The 15143-nt window shown below is 51.9% G+C and carries 12 protein-coding genes and 1 pseudogene; 9 read left to right on the top strand and 4 right to left on the bottom strand.

The annotated features are described in order from the left end of the window. Positions 1–236: 236 nt before the first annotated feature. The gene (locus ACGYK7_RS18105) at positions 237–428 is read right to left on the bottom strand and encodes a hypothetical protein (RefSeq protein WP_394403793.1); all 192 of its coding nucleotides are present in this window, start codon (positions 426–428) and stop codon (positions 237–239) included. Between the two features lie 436 nt (positions 429–864). On the opposite strand from ACGYK7_RS18105, the gene ACGYK7_RS18100 reads away from it, so the two are divergent. Next, positions 865–2541 carry a hypothetical protein gene (locus ACGYK7_RS18100; protein ID WP_394403790.1) on the top strand — a complete coding sequence of 559 codons (1677 nt, stop codon included), beginning with the start codon at positions 865–867 and terminating at the stop codon, positions 2539–2541. A 145-nt stretch (positions 2542–2686) separates the two neighbouring features. After that, positions 2687–3670 carry a UDP-glucose 4-epimerase GalE gene (gene galE / locus ACGYK7_RS18095; RefSeq protein WP_394403789.1) on the top strand — a complete coding sequence of 328 codons (984 nt, stop codon included), beginning with the start codon at positions 2687–2689 and terminating at the stop codon, positions 3668–3670. Between the two features lie 369 nt (positions 3671–4039). Here the strand turns inward: galE and ACGYK7_RS18090 are convergent, their stop codons facing one another. Further along, positions 4040–4885: a DUF4214 domain-containing protein gene (locus ACGYK7_RS18090; protein ID WP_394403787.1), complete on the bottom strand. Its 846-nt coding sequence runs from the start codon at positions 4883–4885 to the stop codon at positions 4040–4042. A 298-nt stretch (positions 4886–5183) separates the two neighbouring features. Further along, positions 5184–5531, bottom strand: a complete 348-nt coding sequence (locus tag ACGYK7_RS18085; RefSeq protein ID WP_394403786.1) for an H-NS family nucleoid-associated regulatory protein — start codon at positions 5529–5531, stop codon at positions 5184–5186. A gap of 263 nt (positions 5532–5794) precedes the next feature. Here ACGYK7_RS18085 and ACGYK7_RS18080 point away from each other — a divergent pair, with 263 nt between their 5' ends. The 7 genes from ACGYK7_RS18080 (at position 5795) to ACGYK7_RS18050 (ending at position 14724) form a co-directional block, all read left to right on the top strand. Then, a complete protein-coding gene (locus tag ACGYK7_RS18080) occupies positions 5795–6277 on the top strand; it encodes a DUF995 domain-containing protein (RefSeq protein WP_394403785.1) in 483 nt (160 codons plus the stop codon). Positions 6278–6885: 608 nt separating this feature from the next. Beyond that, positions 6886–10299, top strand: coding sequence for a glycosyltransferase (locus ACGYK7_RS18075; protein WP_394403784.1), 3414 nt, complete (start codon positions 6886–6888; stop codon positions 10297–10299). A gap of 149 nt (positions 10300–10448) precedes the next feature. Further along, positions 10449–12824 carry a DUF3131 domain-containing protein gene (locus tag ACGYK7_RS18070; RefSeq protein ID WP_394403782.1) on the top strand — a complete coding sequence of 792 codons (2376 nt, stop codon included), beginning with the start codon at positions 10449–10451 and terminating at the stop codon, positions 12822–12824. 217 nt (positions 12825–13041) lie between these two features. Beyond that, positions 13042–13221 carry a Flp family type IVb pilin gene (locus ACGYK7_RS18065; RefSeq protein WP_394403781.1) on the top strand — a complete coding sequence of 60 codons (180 nt, stop codon included), beginning with the start codon at positions 13042–13044 and terminating at the stop codon, positions 13219–13221. A gap of 245 nt (positions 13222–13466) precedes the next feature. Continuing rightward, complete coding sequence (locus ACGYK7_RS18060) at positions 13467–13655, top strand: hypothetical protein (RefSeq protein WP_394403779.1); 189 nt, start codon at positions 13467–13469, stop codon at positions 13653–13655. 482 nt (positions 13656–14137) lie between these two features. Next, positions 14138–14398, top strand: coding sequence for a hypothetical protein (locus tag ACGYK7_RS18055; protein ID WP_394403778.1), 261 nt, complete (start codon positions 14138–14140; stop codon positions 14396–14398). Positions 14399–14403: 5 nt separating this feature from the next. Beyond that, positions 14404–14724 carry a type II toxin-antitoxin system RelE/ParE family toxin gene (locus ACGYK7_RS18050; protein ID WP_394403777.1) on the top strand — a complete coding sequence of 107 codons (321 nt, stop codon included), beginning with the start codon at positions 14404–14406 and terminating at the stop codon, positions 14722–14724. 95 nt (positions 14725–14819) lie between these two features. Here ACGYK7_RS18050 and ACGYK7_RS18045 read toward each other — a convergent pair. Then, positions 14820–15143, bottom strand: a pseudogene (locus tag ACGYK7_RS18045) (hypothetical protein); the annotation flags it as partial.

Genomic DNA, 15143 nt, shown 5'->3' with positions numbered 1-15143 from the left:
CCATTCAAACCTCCCTTTTGGAAGGTTGAATCAAACCTCAGGTGATTTGAAAATCCTCAATGTCCACAGGCCCTAGTATTCTTGCGCGGTCCTCACCGGCAATTACGTCCATTATCAAGCCCGGGTGCGGACGATCTGGTGTTGTTTTCGGAAACTGCAGCCCACGATGTCTCCGACAGTAAATGGATTCGGAGCAGGGAGCGGAAGCGGAGTTGGCACAGTTCGTCGTTTAGTGGTCAGCCGAAGCGCCCTGAGTACATCTCAAAAACATCATCGTCGAGGCGACCATCTTTATTCACATCAAGAAACTCTGCGCTCTCAATAGCTTGCAGGCGCGGGTGATCGTAACGAGCTTCCATGGGTTGTCCTTCCGCAGCCTCGATGGCGAGATCGGAAACGTGGGAGGACATATATGAAAGAGCGTTCATGACAGCGCCTCATGGGATTGAGTTACAGGTAATAAATAGGACTGCATGGCGGAATGTCAAAGGCACCTTGATGCGGTTGTAGAGTATAAGGGTCTTGGCCGTTCACCACCGACACTCAAAGCAGATTTTGACGGTGCTGCCGCGGCACAAGCGGCCGGTCATGTTTTGCAGGGCAATACGCTGCCTAGAGAAGGGGTGCCTTTGTGAAGCTCGACAGCGCGGGAGGTGCGGGGCTTTTAAAAGTCTGAGTCGGGCTCTTCATACCAATGGGGGAAACAATAGGCGCGCGGTTGCTTCGCCCTTCTTCGTAAACCAGCACCCTTTGCATCCACCCGAAAACCTTTGGGGAGGTGGGTGAGCCCGTGCTAAGTCCAGAGCGCCATAACATCTTGGCCTTTGCTTCAAGACTGATATGGTGGCGCAAAGGATTTACTTGATGTCTGATGTTATTCGTTTTCCACGGCTTGCTCGGTCGAGCGCTTTAACGGCTTCTGGGCTGACTGAGACAGATGACGCCTGCAGCCGCCTCGACATGGCAGAGCTTTATGGTCCGATGGAGGCAGGGGGTGGCGTTGATGACGGCCCTCAGACTTTTGAAGCAAACGTCTCCTTCCTTCAGCAATCCCATAGTCTTTGCACGCAACCAGTAGGTTGGACCAATCAAGAACTGGCGGATCTTTACCGGACGCAAAGAATACTCGCCCTCGCAGGCGTCACGACCCAAGTAGATCATGGCGTCACAGATGAAGGAGACCCTTGGTTTGTCTTTATGGACAGCCAAAACGAGGTTCTGGTGCATTTTAGCCGCTTTGACGGATGCTATTTGGTAACCAGCCAAATGCAGGAAACCCCTATTAAGGGAGACAGCCTGCACGATCTGGTGGCAGAGTTCTCGCGACGCGTGCAGCCAGTGGCACAAGCCGGGCAGAATGTTGTGTCGCTCGCAAAACGCAACCGGGATGTCGTATTCATACATCCCGCGGCGGCGCTCGCGGCTCTGGTGTGGTCTGTATATCTGATGTCGGATGAACTGATCGCGGCAACTCCCGCCACTACGGCAAGCATGCCAAAAGAAATGGGTGGTTCATCTCATGAAGATGCAGCTGGCAAAGAACCAGTAGGACATGATGGCGACCAGGAGGTGTTGTCGAGCGCTGTTCAGAAAGCGTCTGCGCCGCAAGATATCGTGAAGGCTACGTCCAGTTCATCGTCTAGCCGCGAAGGCTTGGCCTTAGGGCTTTCAGGGCATGGTGCGAAAGCCGCTGGGGTAAGCTTAAGCTTGGTGGCCCTGGCCGTTGGCTTGCCTTTACCGGCTGGAAGCATTCTGGATACTACGACCGATGACAGCTCTACTCAAAAGCTAAGCTTAGAAAGCCTTTCCGCCGCACTTGAGCACGTTAAGTCGAAAGAAGCCGCCCTTCTAATGGCATCTGAAACGATAAAGCTCCAGCAGCGTGACCTTGGTTTAGCCGAAGTGGAGAGCGAAGAAACTGCGCCGGAAGCGCCAAATATTGATCCCGAAGCCGAAGTCGCGCTCGTAACCAAAGGTCCTTCGAGCACCCGCATAAAAGAGACTGAAGAGCTCTCTTACGCTGAGCCCGCACAGCCGGTGGCCATGATGTCTAAACGCCCGCCGAGCGATCAAGATGAAAAAGCTGCGGAAGCTCCCAATGAGCAGCCGTTTCAAACTCCAGGCGCGATATCTTCCGATAGCAACGTGGAAGAGGTTAGCTTTCTACAGAGCTTTGACGCGGCCTTCGAGAGCTTTGAGATCACAAGCCTCGACAAGATTGATCACAGTGAGCTCGTCCAATTGCTGAACGCGGAGGAGGCAAAGTCGCCCTCTACCCCGGTAGGCTTGGCTGAAAAACTGCCTGGCTATGAAAGCTTCGACCTGGAAGCGCGCGAGTTTTTGGATTTCTTGTTCCATACCTACAGCAACATTAAAGTCGTCAACTTGAACACAGAAATCATCTTCATCCATATGGACGCGTTCGAAGGGGGCAGTAATGCTCCGGAAATCTACGCGAAAAGCTGGTCGTACGATGATGGTGGCGTTGTATCTACTATTGGATTGAAGAGCGACATGGCGCAGTTTGATCTGATCGCTTAAGAGCTTTTCGAGGGCGGGGGCGGCAGGCTGCTTCACCGCTCCAACTGAAGCACGCCATGCGAAGTATAGCGCGATCAAGAAGCCTCCAAAATAAAGCAGACCTTCTGGGTTACAGCGAGCTTAACTAGGCGGGTGGAGAGGTGATATGAATAAGGTACTGGTAACCGGCGGGGCAGGCTATATTGGCTCGCACGCTTGCAAAGCGCTGAAGTCGGCTGGGTTCATCCCAGTGACATTCGATAACCTCATCACCGGATGGCGCGATGCAGTAAAGTTTGGCCCCTTCGAGGAGGGTGATCTGCTAGATCGCACACGGCTAGATGAGGTTTTTGCGGAACATCAACCCGTCGCGGTTATGCATTTTGCGGCTCTCAGCCAAGTGGGTGAGAGCATGGCAAAGCCGGGTCTCTACTGGCGCAATAACGTCAACGGATCCCTTACGCTGATTGAGGCAGCGGTTGCGGCCGGCTGCAAACGGTTTGTCTTTTCATCTACCTGTGCGACCTATGGGGATCAGGACAACGTCATTCTGGATGAAAATAGCGCACAGTATCCGATTAACGCTTATGGCGCCTCAAAACGCGCGATTGAGGACATTCTGCGTGATTTTGAAGCCGCCCACGGGCTACAGCATGTTATCTTCCGCTATTTTAACGTAGCCGGGGCAGATCCCGAAGGCGAAGTGGGCGAGTTTCACCAGCCGGAGACGCATTTGATTCCGCTCATGCTTGATGCGATCTCTGGGAACAGGGCTGCGCTGACGGTCTTCGGAGATGACTATGACACGCCCGATGGCACCTGCATTCGTGACTATGTGCATGTCTGCGATCTAGTTGATGCCCATGTTCTGGGCTTGAAGTGGCTTCAACAGGATAGGGGCAGCCGAGTATTTAACCTCGGCACTGGTAGCGGCTTCTCAGTGCGCGAAGTGCTCGATCATAGCCGTGCCGTAACCAATCAAACGGTGCCTCATAAAATCGGTGCGCGACGCCCAGGAGATTGCACCAAGCTCGTGTCAGGCTCTTCTCGAGCGATCAATGAGCTTGGCTGGACACCTAAGCGTTCCACCTTGCACAACATGATTGCTGATGCTTGGAGATGGCACCAGGCTGGCCACTACGAACAATAGCCCCAAAGACACTAAAATTGCATCCTTAAGCCCAGCCTAGGGCAATTTATTGCCGCATTCGTGTTCAACAATGGTGCCTATAGAGCAGCATTGGAGCAAAACATGACACAGCCTGCAAAGTCAGACTTCCTGCACATGATCGGATATAGCCTCATCACTGCAGTTTTCGTTTTCGTGGCGCTACTTTAAGAGGGGTTAAAGAGCGCCGCGCGCCGGCCGGCATGGCCCGCGCATTTAACTCGGGATAAGGTAGAAAGCCACAAATACGCGCCTTCCAAGCGGCGCCTGTATTAGGTGCACCACCCGACGTATCTATCATCTATGAGGGTGGAGCAGTTGCTGTAAGACAGCTGCCCCACCCAGGTCTTTCTAAACAAAGACGCCGTCGGTGTAAGTCGCGCCCACCAGTTGCGCAAACTCTTCAGATTGCATCATGTAAGCAAGAGCTTCGTCGACTGAATCGGAAATACCGTTCGCATCGAGATACTCTTTCCAGAAGTTCAGCCCAGCGTCATCTGCTTCGCGGTCAAACAGATTTTGGTAGATAGAACGCACCAAAGCTTCAGCATCATTTAATGCCTCTGCATACTGCTGAGAAAAAGCTTCAGTTTGCGTAAAGGCGTTTGTCAGGGCAAACGTATCGATGGTTCCCCCTTCGTAGAGATCAAGCCAGAAGTCGAAACCTTCCGCATCCGGCTGAGCATTCCCAAGCAAGGCTTCGTAAGCGGCTTTAACCAATCCAGCACCATCTTGAACATCCAAGAACAGCGTGCCGTCGGTAAACTCTAGCCGATCGAGGCCGACGAGTTTCTGCGGCTCGCCCCCGGGAAGGGTCACCGTAACCCCATCCTCTTCGATAGCGATCGTCGTCCCGCTGAACGGCAACTGGAAGGTTTGAATGTCGTTTCCGTTTTGGTCCTGCGTCACGTCGGGGCCGCCAGGAGTTACCGATCCAAACCCTTCGACGTCGCTGAGAAGCATAGAATCTGGCAAGCCCTCAATGGCGCTGCGCAACTCTTCAATTCCTGCGGATACAAGGATGGGATTTGCCTCAATGGCGGACAAGGATGCGTCCAGTTCAGGAGTAATCGGAACGCCCAGGCTGGTTATGATGTCGCGCAACTGTGAGGCGAGCCCCTCAGCATCATTCAAAAGTGGGTTATTCGCGATCATCGCCAAGAAGGGGCGAACATCGCCGACCGTCAGTTCATCCATGCAAATTCTCCTAAAAAAGTAACAGCAAGCGACCGACAGCACAAAATTTGCCCGGAATCGCCGCTTAAAAAGGATAATAAGCTGAATCTTACATGGCTATAAAAATGTTAAAACTATGGCGCGCGGACATCTACCTGAAGTAGAAAACGCACGGCAACTATCGGAATATTATAGGAATTTGTGAGCTTTAATTTTCTGCAGTACAATCACTGGAGAGCGCCCTATGCCCCGAAATGGATTAAATCCCTTCTGGCGCTTCGGCCCCCGTCGCGGACGAGGGCCTTGTCGTTATATAGGGTCAAATGCGCATGGCGTCAGGCTCAACGCCTGCTGCGATCTGAGCGCGGTACCAGTTTGGTTGGCGCCCTTTACCTGTCCACGTCTGCGTTTTGTCCTCTGGGTTCACAAAAGCGGGCTTTGAGGGCTTTTTGGGGGCCCTTTTTGCTTTCGTCTTCTTTTGGACTGTTCCGTCGGCTTCGGAGATTTCACCAAGAGAGAAGCCGAATTCCGCAGCGGCTTTGGCAGCGGCCTTCTTTGCCTCTCGTTGATCTCTCGCTTTCGCAGAGGCAAGCGCTTTACTTACACTGTTTAAAAGCTTCTCAAGCTCCTTTCGGGACATCGCTTTCAGTTCATCTTTAGAGATCATAGGGCTTCTTTCACCTGAAAATAGGATTGGCTTTCCTGTTTCATAGGCGCATCAAGCTATCTGTTCAAGATAGCCTCGCAATTTTAAGCACTTAACCGCAACGCATCGCAAAATTGTGACTTTCGGGGCGCGCGCTTCACTTACCAAGCTGGAAGGGCAAAAGATCAATTTTTGAGCAAAGGAGCTTGGGATATATATTGACTTGAAAGCACAAAATCCTGACCATCATTCGATGTGATCCTTTATAGAAAGAGCTTCTTAGCATGTTTTTCCGGAAAACTTGGTTGGTTGGACTGCTTATCGCAGCTCTTCCAGTCGGCGCAGCAGCAGACCCTCTTCCCTATGGCGCTAAAACGCCAACCCCTCGCCAGATTATTGCAGCATACGTTGGAAAGACAGAAACTTGGGAAGCAGATTGCCAAGGTGGAATTTACTTTGGTGCAAACAGCCAAGCACGCGCGTGGTGTGCGCAGAGCAGCGATAGCTTAGGCGCAGGCGAGTGGACCGTAGATAGCTATGGGCGTATGTGTCACAATCTTACATGGTATTGGCCCAATAACGGTCGCGCAGGTAGCTCGCCGGGTGAGAAAAGTTGCATATTGCATGTCGTCGATCGTTTTGACCGGGTTTGGCGCAGCTACCCGGGGCAAACGGAATGGTGGCCTATCAAGGGTGATAAAGCCCTTACACGGGGCTATACTTATCAGCGCGAAGTGCTGGCTCTCAAAAAGAAACTCGGCATATAAACGTCGGGATATTTCCGGACATAGCCTTTAAGGCAAAAACGGCTACAGCCGAAACTGTAGCCGCTACTGGGATGACCGTGTGCTGTGGGGGACACGATCATCTTCCATTTTTTCTACGTACGGAAATATGTCAACGATTCGATCCATGCCAAACTTAGGCGACATATATTAGGACAGAAGAGAACGAATCATAAGCCTACAGAAAGATCCATTTATTCTTTAGGCTCAACAGTTTGAGCTTATTAGATTAAGTCATTCGAAAAGCGAAACAATGACACACCCTTAAGTTGCAATTTGGGCGGAAAGTGGGCAAACGCGTGACACAATCCTGCCGCTTTCTATACTCGCTTTCTGTATAGATTTGTAACAATGCGAGCACTGCTTTTCTGCCAGCAACAGCTCGCTAACCACATTTGAGCATCCTCACGGTACGTTGAAAGCGGCTACTTCTTTTTAACGCTCCCGGTCTCTTGGCTTTCAAATGGTTGGCGACGTTCGCGTGGGCATAATATTCGGGTGGCCTCACACTGCGCTTCTATACAGCAAGCTATAGATGCGAATACTCGATGTGGAACGCGAAGCGACAAGAGAATAAGGCAAAGGGGCGCATGAATGCGCACCGCGGGTACCATGAACCACGTGCAACTCGTGGTTTGTCTGATCGCGTCTTTTTTGACCCAAGTCGGCGGCGGAAAGCGCGTGTTATTTTTTCAGCTGGCACGCTTATCAGTGGCGTCATCGCTTGGCTTTTATTTTTTGCGATTACAGTAGGATTGGATGGAGGGCTTGAAGCAGCTCTACCAGAACCTATCAGCACCCTAAAAGGGCACACAGCCTCTGTTAGAAACAGCCTCTTGGTAGAAGGAGAGCATGGCTCTGATATGCCAGCGATCGACCTTTACGCTCAACAAGAGCTTCAAAAGTATCAGTGCTTGAACAGAACGGGGCAGGGCGCAGCGCCATCCCAAACATTAAAGGTATATGCGGTTGTATCTGCGGAACTTCCTTGGGCTACGCATTCATTCAGTGAGAGTTGCAATACCATCCATGTGGCTATGCCTACTTGGTTTCACTTCACTGAGTTAGACGGCGATGTCCAAGTCGGGGAAGTGAGCCTTGAGACCCGCCAGCCTTTGCTTAAGCAGCGCACCGAAGTTGGCACCTTTAACATCATGCCGATCCTGCAGTGGGATACGGCTGCGTTGGGGCCATTGCGGACCCCCACCGGCCCCGCGAAGGTATCCGCTGCACTGAGTAACTTTTTGGATCAGCCTTCACAAACGGCTAATGTGAAAGGCTACTGCATAGACGCAAGCTCGCTTGCTCTTATAGAGGGTCAAACCTTCAGCATTCTAAGCCGCCGACTTACAAGTCAGTTTAAAAGCAGGGGATTGGAAACATGCGTTAGGCTCCCAAGCAGTGCTTCCGCTAGCCTTTTAGTCATTGCCAACCGGTTCTTCGATACCGTTGTGATCAAAGGTTACCAAGAGCATTGGATCGGGTCCGCCCCGCAACCGCTTGCAGACAAGCGTTGGTTTGAAGAGCGTATTAAAGCCTTTCAGGAGCATGTGGCGCCTAGCAAACTTGTGGTTGAGTTGGGAACCCACTCGTTGGATTGGGTTTCTGGTAGCCCGCGTCCGGAAGTACTGCCCTTTGCAAAAGCCATGACGGCGCTTGCTCAACACGATGCTTTTGCCACACTGGCTCCGGGCTCAGGGAACACTCGGGCAAGCTATCTAGATGCAAGAGGCCTACAGCATCAGCTATGGCTCCTTGACGCCATAACAGCTCAAAATCAGATACTTACCCTGAAAAGATACGGGATACAGGCTCTGAGCTTAAGCGGCTTAGGCTATGAAGACCCCGGGATTTGGGCAGTCTTAGACCAGACCACCCGCGGCATGACCCTGCCTTCCACAGCCTTAGAAAGCGTTCTTTTGTCAAATTATGTAGCCCTCACGGGCCGCGGGCCCTTTGTTGCACCTCGCTCCATGCCTCAGATGGGCAAACGCACCATCAAAATTAGTCCAGAAACAGGCGAGGTTACCTCCGCGGTCTATGATGAGATGCCTCAGGCGGCAGCTGGAAAGCTTTACGGGGAAGGCGAGCCGAACAAGGTTGTTCTTACCTTTGACGATGGTCCCCACCCCCAACATACGCCGGCTGCACTAGATATTTTGCGCCAGACCCAGACACCCGCTTCTTTCTTCGTTTTAGGTAGCAACGCATTAGCTTCACCAGACCTGATAAGGCGCATTCTAGCGGAGGGGCACGAGCTGGGCTCTCATACTTACTCGCACCCCAATATGGCTGAGATCTCCGCCTCCCGTGCTAAGGTCGAAGCCAACTCCACACAGCTTTTGATAAACGGCATAACAGGCAAAAACATGCGCCTTTATCGTGAGCCTTACATGCGAAGCGGAGGGCCCATTACCTCCAAGGAGGTTGCCTCCTTGCTCCCCCTCGAGGAGGCTGGATATGTCATTGCAGGCATGAATATTGTCCCACGAGACTGGGTTGAGCAAACGTCCGACGCGCTTGCAGATGAGATCATTAAGCAAGTGGAGCTAAATGGGGGAGGCGTTGTGTTGCTTCATGACGGGGGAGGTGATCAGCACCAAACCGTCGCTGCTTTGCCACGTGTGATCTCTGAGCTGCGAGACAAAGGCTATACCTTCACAACCCTTGCAGACCTATTGGGCGTTTCCCCCGATACTCTTTTGCCAGACGGAGACCCGATGACCGCAACGCTCGGCAATGTCTCATTCTTTGCAATGGGAAGCAGCTGGACTGTTCTTCAAGTGGCGTTCTGGACTGTCTTCGCAGTTGGTGCCCTTCGCTCAGCAAGCTTGCTTCTTCTGGCGGGGCGCCGCCAACGTCATACCCCCACACCCTCAGGTCATGAGCCTTCAGTTACAATCGTGATCCCCGCTTACAACGAAGAGCAGGTCATCGAGCAATGCATCCGAAAAGCTTTGTTATCTGAGTACCCAGATTTTGATATTATCGTCGTCGACGATGGGTCAACAGATGATACCTATTTAAAAGCAGCAAGTTTCTCGTACCACCCCTTGGTGACCGTTCTAAAGCAGCCCAACCGCGGCAAAGCTGCAGCGCTTAACGCAGCCCTTGATGAAGCCCAAAGCGACATTTTGATCTGTATCGATGCAGATTCTCAAATAGCGCCCGATGCAGTCCGCTTGTTAGCCGCGCATTTTGAGAACCCAAACGTCGGGGCTGTGGCGGGCAAAGTTGTTGTTGGCAATCGGCGCAATCTGCTCACCCGGCTACAGGCCCTCGAGTACATTACATCCCAAGCCATAGAACGGCGGGCAAAAGAACACCTTAATGCGATAACCGTTGTTCCGGGCGCGATTGGCGCATGGCGGACAACAGCATTGATGGAAGCCGGTATCTTCTCGACAGAAACCCTTACGGAAGATGCAGATATGACAATGGCCGTCATCCGGTCAAAGTACAAAGTGCTCTATGAGGACCGCGCTATCGCAAGAACAGAAGTTCCCGCGTCGCTCAGAGGGCTTATGACACAGCGACTACGCTGGTCACTGGGCATGATGCAGGCTGGCTGGAAACATTTGGGCGCCACGATAGAAGGGCGGGCACTGGGGTTGGTCGCGCTTCCAGATCTCGCAGTCTTTGGCTACCTTATGCCTCTCCTTGCGCCTTTGGCGGACCTATTCTTAGTGATCCTTATTGTAGAGTTCGTCGCGGACTTCGGAACGGCAGACGAACATGCGAAGGTCATAGCCAGCCCATTGCTTATTGCTTACCTGATGCTTCCAACACTGGAGGTGCTGAGCGCCATTAGGGCATTCCGCTTAGATCCTCTGGAGGATCGATGGCTCCTACTATTGCTTCCCCTTCAGCGACTCTTTTATCGTCCGATCTTATATATATCCGTGATCCGGGCGCTATGGCGGGCGGCTACGGGCTCCTTGGCCAACTGGGGGCGCATGACCCGCGTAGGTTTCCAGTTTGACACGGCAAACAGAGCGTCATGAAGCGTCGAACCTTTCTTAAATGGGGGACCGCAGCCCCGCTGCTTCTTTCTGGAGCCACCGCTGCAGAGAGCACTACGGTCACACCTCAAAATACCCTTGTGGTCCTTGATGGCTTAGACAGCAGAACATCCCCCCCGCGAACCGCCATCGTGTTAGATACTTTCGCCCGCAATGGCTTACCTATCACCTGCTTGCTTGACCCCAGCCAAAGTCAGTTGGGGCCAAACAGCGCGCTTTCTCGCACCTTGATACAACGCGCGGAAAAAACGCCGGGGCTGGTGCAGGTCGTGCCTTGGGTGAAACAGTTAGGCAGTATGACCCCTTATTTCCAAGCACGGGCCGCCTACGAAGCCCGCCGTGCCTTGGAGGCCATTTTATGGGGAAATGACGCTCCGCAATCCCTGCACATGGCTGTAAGACAAACCATCGCCTGTGACATGCAACCCATAGCAATGGCTCCATCGGGGCTTCGCGCGTCCGGCATCCGGAATGTTTTAATGCGCCCCGACGTCAGCGCTCAAGTGCGACCAGAAGCTTGGGACAATGGTGTAGTCAGAATAATAGGCGGTCAGAGGGTTCAACTGCAGCCCCCTCCAACAGCCTATAGCTCGCCAAAAACTCAATCCGTAGAGAGGGTTTATTACCTATCGGCGCATGACCTCTCAAACCTGCCTCTGGCGCGCCTGCAAACAGCGGCTACTGCTTTTGCTCAGCAAGTGCTGCTTCCCGACGAGGGGCCTTGGGTAAGCGCCATTCTCGCTTCTGATATTCAGTTCCGGGATGCCTATGACTATCAGCGCTATGTGGGGGTTCATTTTACTCTACGGTCAGACGCGACAGACAAAGAGCGAGAAGCTCTAATGCGCTTTCGGCAGGAGCTTGCTCTTGAAGGCTTATCATCTAGCTTTGGTGACAAGACCTCAGCAGAACGTGCCTTTCAGTACTGGGCCAATCTAAAAGAAAGCCACCCTCTGGATGAGCCTTTGGCACCACTGGGGGCCCTGGGACAGGGGCCGTCCTCCTCTGCACACCCATCAACACCAAAAAGCTACGGCATTGCGATTGAGCTTAGCCAGAAGCGCGAAGGGGGCTTAGGAGCTGACAACACATTACGAATACCCTCCGTACGCGTACAGAACGTCAGGACAGTAAGCGATACGCTACAAACCTCTATGGGGGCGGCCGACTCTGTTCTCTCAATCCCTGCAGAGATGTTGCGGAGCAAAGCCCATCAGAGGATGCTTAAAGATGCTCTGCAAGCGGTTAAAAATGATGGGCTTTCCCAGGTCGTCTCGCTCTCGGACTATGTAGGGCGCCTCGTACCAACCGACTCCTACACCACACATTTTCGCAGAACAGAGGCTTATCAGCCTTACATATCGCAGCGGCCCCAGATCCCAAATGTAACAGAGCGGGAAGGGCTGATGAATGACGCTAAAGTTGCATGGTCTTACTTTGAGAAATGGACCAACCCCAACACCGGACTCTGCCCTGCTACAGCGAATTTTTCAAAAACCAACCCAAGGCTACATGAAGCCGTGACGATGTGGGATGTGGGGAGCCATATCTTCGCATTGCTAGCAGCCGTCGACTTAAAACTTACTTCTGACCAGCACTTCCGCCACGCCATCGAAAAAATCTTACCCAACATCGCAGGCCGCAGGTCCCAAGGTCGGCTTCTGCCGCAGGGGTGGATTGCAACAAACAAGTTCAAATGGGGAAATCGAAACTTCGACGGCTGCGATGCAGGTCGCCTTCTAGCAGCCTTATACAGCTTAGACACCCATCCCTTATCCAAAGGCCTCGCTACAAGCACTGTCGCGTCTTGGGACCTCAAGGATGTCGTGGACGATGGAATCGTCCATTCAGTCGAAGAGGGAACACTGGTTTCTACCTTTCGATCTCATTGCGCACATTACGCAGCTTGGGCCTTTCGAATATGGGGCATAGAAGCCAAGTCGCCCTACGAAGTGCTCGGTGGGAAAAGCGCTTCAGATGGTCAAATGTCCCTGCTAGAAGTGTGCGGGCATATAGGCCCTATGGGCGCCGAACCCCTCCTAATGGAGGCGCTAGAGTTCGGCATGTCGCCGGAAGCAGCATATCTCGCCGATGTTCTCTTTGCCGCTCAGCTTGAAGAATACGATGAAACAGGACGGTTGATCTGCGTCTCCGAGGGGCCGATCAACAGCAGACCTTGGTTCTTGTACCAAGGTTTGCAATTTGACGCCCCAGGACGCCTATGGGCGATCGACACCGTCGGCGGCTTAGAAGAGCATCGCACCAAAGCGTTCCGAGAGGAGTATCTCGCGATCAGCTCAAAAGCTGCATACCTATGGTCAGCATGCAAGGACCACGCGTGGAGTGCGAAACTTCTGTCGTTCGTAAGAGAAAGAGCTCAAACCCCTTATGGCTTTGCTTCCAGTATCAATGAACAAACTGGGACCCCAAGCAGCACCTACAGCGACATCAACACGAATGCCGTCATCTTGCAGTCGATCGCTGCCAGGCTGAAGCACGGCGCCTAAGGCAGTAACACCCCCCCTGTGAGGCGCCGCATGCCACTCCATCACGTTTGGACGGTTAAGACACCCAGCTGGGGTCGTCGCCACCATGTGTTAGCGCAAACACGAAGCGCCCACTTTATGCCTTAATATTAACAACACATCGCCCTTGCTGGACAAATTTTCGACATGAGCAAGGACTAGAAGTATCCCCAGAAGGTCGCAAACAAGGAATGAAGCCATGAAATTCTCTCTTAAACTCAATCGTTTCGCTCGTGATGAAGACGGCGCAGTTACAGTAGACTGGGTTGTTCTAACAGCAGCCATCGTCGGACTAGCAGTCGTTGCTTTCAACACAATTGAAACCTCGACATCTAACCTGGTCGTTGACATCGTGTCCGATATTGACTCGGTTGAGTAACAATCTCAGCTAGGGGTGGCATCTCTCAATGCTAAGGCGTCTTTCCCTCCAAGGAGCGCCTGTACCCCGAAGGGCCACGCTAACTTGTTTAGCGTGGCTTTTTTATACCCAATATTGAAGATCTCAAATTCTGATCTGGATTGATCCTGCCCTGAAAAGAGCACAAATAGGTCGCCAATTTGGACGTCGGCAGTGGTCGTATACTCCTACACTGCGCTGTGCAGAATTCTTCGATAGGTAGGATCATGAAGACAAATCTTAAGGCAAACCAGTTCTTTAGAGCTGAGAACGGGGCAGTAACTGTCGAATGGGTTTTCCTGGCAGCGGCTCTAGTGGGATTAACCGCTCTAACACTTGCTACTATTGAAACCACCACGCTAGATACCACCGCAAAAACCGCAACTAAAATTAGCACGATGGGATCCGTCGATTAGCGCGAATACCTCCCAGGCCGTGGATTGTTTTGAATTTATAGATGTACCGGCTCCTAATTTTTTAGTGAATTCTGACTGGTACTACGGCCATTTCGTATATAGTAATCTCGCGCTTCATCTATAAAGCCATATAGTTCAACATATTTTATCAATGCGGCTTCTAGAAGCTTTATACGCTCAGTGTCACTCATCGCATCCTCCTGAAATCGAATATGTAAGAATGATATCACAAGCGGAGCATGAGGCTAGAAGGAAAAGGTTTTCAGCTTAAGCCCACGGCTCACCTTTTGGAATATCCTGCAATTGTACAAAAAAGATAACCGGAAGCGTTCTAAGAAAAAGAAGCAGCTTCAGCCGGCAACGAGTGACACGGTTAGAAAGTCTCTTGCTGGAGCATTCAAAGGTAGCAGCTCACAGGGACCGTGAATATTGACCTACCTTGAAACAAAAAGTATGACTTACATGTGATCTAGGGGCATTCAATGACTGTGAAAACCACACTGAGCTTTACCGATCGCCATCATGATTTTCTTATGGCCAAAGTAAAACAGGGAAAATTTGCAACAGCGAGCTCAGCTGTTGCAGCAGCGATTGAGCGGCTTATTGAAGACGAAGTTCATCGCGAGAACGCCCTGAAAGCCATTTCATCCGCGATATCCGATCGAATGGAGACATCAAGATCAGAGTTTACATCTGGTGAGGATATCTTCCGCAGCGCATTGCAGCGCATAAAGTCGGAATAACTTCATTGACCTACAGAGTATGGTTCCATCCCAGCGTTGCTGATGATCTACAGATTATTGCCGAAATGATTGCAAACCATTCTGGCCCATCAGAAGCCACGCGCAAAATTTTAGAAGTTCAGGAAGCAGCAATGGGCCTTGCGTATGACCCTGAAAAGAAGTCCGCTCAAAGCGAAACAAATGCTTCTATACGGATTGCTCCAACAGGTCGCGAAGGCGCGATCGTCTTTGAGATGGATAACAACACAGAAGCCGTTTTCATCCTTGCAATTTCTCAAGGAGGCACAGTCTGGATTTCGAGAAGTGACAGCCCCAGAGGATGCTAATCCAGTTTCGATCCAGCATGCTGGACCGGAAGAGAAAAGATCCAGTCAAGCTTACCCTCAAAATTGAGATTTCCGTACTAAAGGGTGCAAACTATCTACTGCTCTCGAAAAGCCCGGATCATACTATCAGTGACTGGCTTCATTAGATACTGAATGAACGTGCGGTCCTGAGTGGTAATCATAATCTCTGCAGGCATGCCAGGTGTTGGCTTGAAGCCTCGGACACGGTCCAGCTCTTGAGGTGGCACCGATACCCTTGCGACATAGATTTCCTGAGGAACTTCTTGAGCGCGGTCTAAGATTGCGTCGGCTGAAACATAGTATACCTGCCCATGCAAGATCGGGTCCTGTCCCAGGGAGAGGTGTAACTTCTGGTAGCGCTTTTGGTGGCGTCCGCGCCCTTCATGAGGCGCCGTAGG

The organism is Sulfitobacter sp. 1A15299 (assembly GCF_043556915.1).
GTDB lineage: Bacteria > Pseudomonadota > Alphaproteobacteria > Rhodobacterales > Rhodobacteraceae > Sulfitobacter.
Note: the sequence above shows the minus strand (reverse complement) of the source record. Positions and strands in the feature narration are given on the sequence as shown.

What these genes read in the sequence shown, in the direction of transcription:
- ACGYK7_RS18105 (WP_394403793.1), bottom strand. Translation starts at nt 428, where the DNA reads ATGAACGCTCTTTCATATATGTCCTCCCACGTTTCCGATCTCGCCATC.
- ACGYK7_RS18100 (WP_394403790.1), top strand. Translation starts at nt 865, where the DNA reads ATGTCTGATGTTATTCGTTTTCCACGGCTTGCTCGGTCGAGCGCTTTA.
- galE (WP_394403789.1), top strand. Translation starts at nt 2,687, where the DNA reads ATGAATAAGGTACTGGTAACCGGCGGGGCAGGCTATATTGGCTCGCAC.
- ACGYK7_RS18090 (WP_394403787.1), bottom strand. Translation starts at nt 4,885, where the DNA reads ATGGATGAACTGACGGTCGGCGATGTTCGCCCCTTCTTGGCGATGATC.
- ACGYK7_RS18085 (WP_394403786.1), bottom strand. Translation starts at nt 5,531, where the DNA reads ATGATCTCTAAAGATGAACTGAAAGCGATGTCCCGAAAGGAGCTTGAG.
- ACGYK7_RS18080 (WP_394403785.1), top strand. Translation starts at nt 5,795, where the DNA reads ATGTTTTTCCGGAAAACTTGGTTGGTTGGACTGCTTATCGCAGCTCTT.
- ACGYK7_RS18075 (WP_394403784.1), top strand. Translation starts at nt 6,886, where the DNA reads ATGAATGCGCACCGCGGGTACCATGAACCACGTGCAACTCGTGGTTTG.
- ACGYK7_RS18065 (WP_394403781.1), top strand. Translation starts at nt 13,042, where the DNA reads ATGAAATTCTCTCTTAAACTCAATCGTTTCGCTCGTGATGAAGACGGC.
- ACGYK7_RS18060 (WP_394403779.1), top strand. Translation starts at nt 13,467, where the DNA reads ATGAAGACAAATCTTAAGGCAAACCAGTTCTTTAGAGCTGAGAACGGG.
- ACGYK7_RS18055 (WP_394403778.1), top strand. Translation starts at nt 14,138, where the DNA reads ATGACTGTGAAAACCACACTGAGCTTTACCGATCGCCATCATGATTTT.